This window comes from Rhizobium giardinii bv. giardinii H152, assembly GCF_000379605.1.
Classification (GTDB): Bacteria; Pseudomonadota; Alphaproteobacteria; order Rhizobiales; family Rhizobiaceae; genus Pararhizobium; species Pararhizobium giardinii.
Genome location: NZ_KB902607.1, coordinates 1 through 1303, shown reverse-complemented (window position 1 = coordinate 1303; position 1303 = coordinate 1). Strand labels below are relative to the sequence as shown.

Annotated in this window: 2 protein-coding genes; one reads left to right on the top strand and one right to left on the bottom strand. The window is 55.0% G+C overall.

Annotated features, from left to right (window positions below; genetic code table 11):
- Window positions 1-701: ROK family transcriptional regulator (locus tag A3AY_RS34945; protein ID WP_018325530.1), on the bottom strand; the 701-nt coding region annotated here is incomplete at its 3' end.
- Between the two features lie 274 nt (window positions 702-975).
- On the opposite strand from A3AY_RS34945, the gene A3AY_RS34940 reads away from it, so the two are divergent.
- Window positions 976-1303, top strand: a 328-nt coding sequence (locus A3AY_RS34940; RefSeq protein ID WP_040668445.1) for an extracellular solute-binding protein, incomplete at its 3' end; no start/stop codon positions are given.

Here is a 1303-nt window from a genome sequence, read left to right as displayed (position 1 = left end):
CGGCCGGGCCCGAACCATCTGTCCCCAACAAGCAAGGCACGGGGGTGATGATCGATGACAACCGGAAGAGAGAAGCGCTCTTGTAAAATGGCTACAAGGGGGAGCCCCGTCAGGACGGGAGCGAGGTTGACGGTAAGAATGGTCCCGTTGTCACTGTCGATCATTCCAGCAGAGGCCACGCCGATGCCAAACGGGGCTTGTTGGGCTTGCGACAGCGTGGAAGTAAGCGTCTTTGTCATAACAGCTAAAAATGCTTCTTTGTCGCCAAGCGGATCGAACTCAGCTTTTGTAACGGCCTTGATCTCACCGGTTAATGCAACAAGGCAGGCCTGTATCGTACCGGGCAGAAGGAGCACTGCGCCAAGCATCGGTGCATCAGGATTGAAATAAAGCGGACGGGCCGGCTTGCCGCCTTTGACGTCGGACGGCGACGCATCTCCCTCGACGAGAAGTTGTTCCTCGATCATCGGCTGAACGATGCCGGTTATCGTTGTCCGGTTTACGCCGGCAAGACGCGCCAGGTCGGCCCGGCTTTTCGGTCCATTATCATATAAAGCTTGCAGCACCCGACCGCGATTAATGGCGCCGAGCGCTGATTGCGAGACTAGGGTAACGTTAACGCCATGCTCGCTTACCGCGGCTTCTCTGCTCGCAGGCGTGCGATGACCCAACGAATAGGACGGCTGACTCTCAAACTTCACCTTGCATCTCCAATTGCTGGCTCCCTTTGTACCCTCTACATTCTCGCTCGACCAGACATGCGTGGGTCTTCTCCAACGACGCAAAACAAGCCGGTGCTCGACACCGTGAATTTCATTGCGACAACTTCTTGACACTAGCATAAGTTTGTGCGAAGTACAAACTAACTGCTGACAAAAGCACACTAGGGGTAACGATCTCAGTCCCAATACCGGAAGCCTGAAGGGCTGCGCTGAGGGGCTTGGATTGGATTACATAGCAACTGAGGAGGTTCTTATGACAATCGATATTGGAAATATGTCGCGCCGGGATCTGCTGAAGAGCGCTTCCGTCGCAGCTCTCGTGGCTGGCGCCGGTTCTTTGGCTGTGTCACGGCGTGCCGCTGCACAAGACGCAAATACGGTGCGTGTCCTGTCCGTTGAAGATCCGTTCTTCTTTTCGATGAAGGCGATGATCCCCGAATACGAGAAGGAAACCGGCATCAAGGTGGAACTGGAAAGCCTTTCCTATGACGCCCTCCAGTCGCGCCTTGTCTCTGCTTTCGTCGCCAAAACTTCAGACGCCGATGTCATCGTCGTCGATCAGATGTGGCTTGGCCAATATC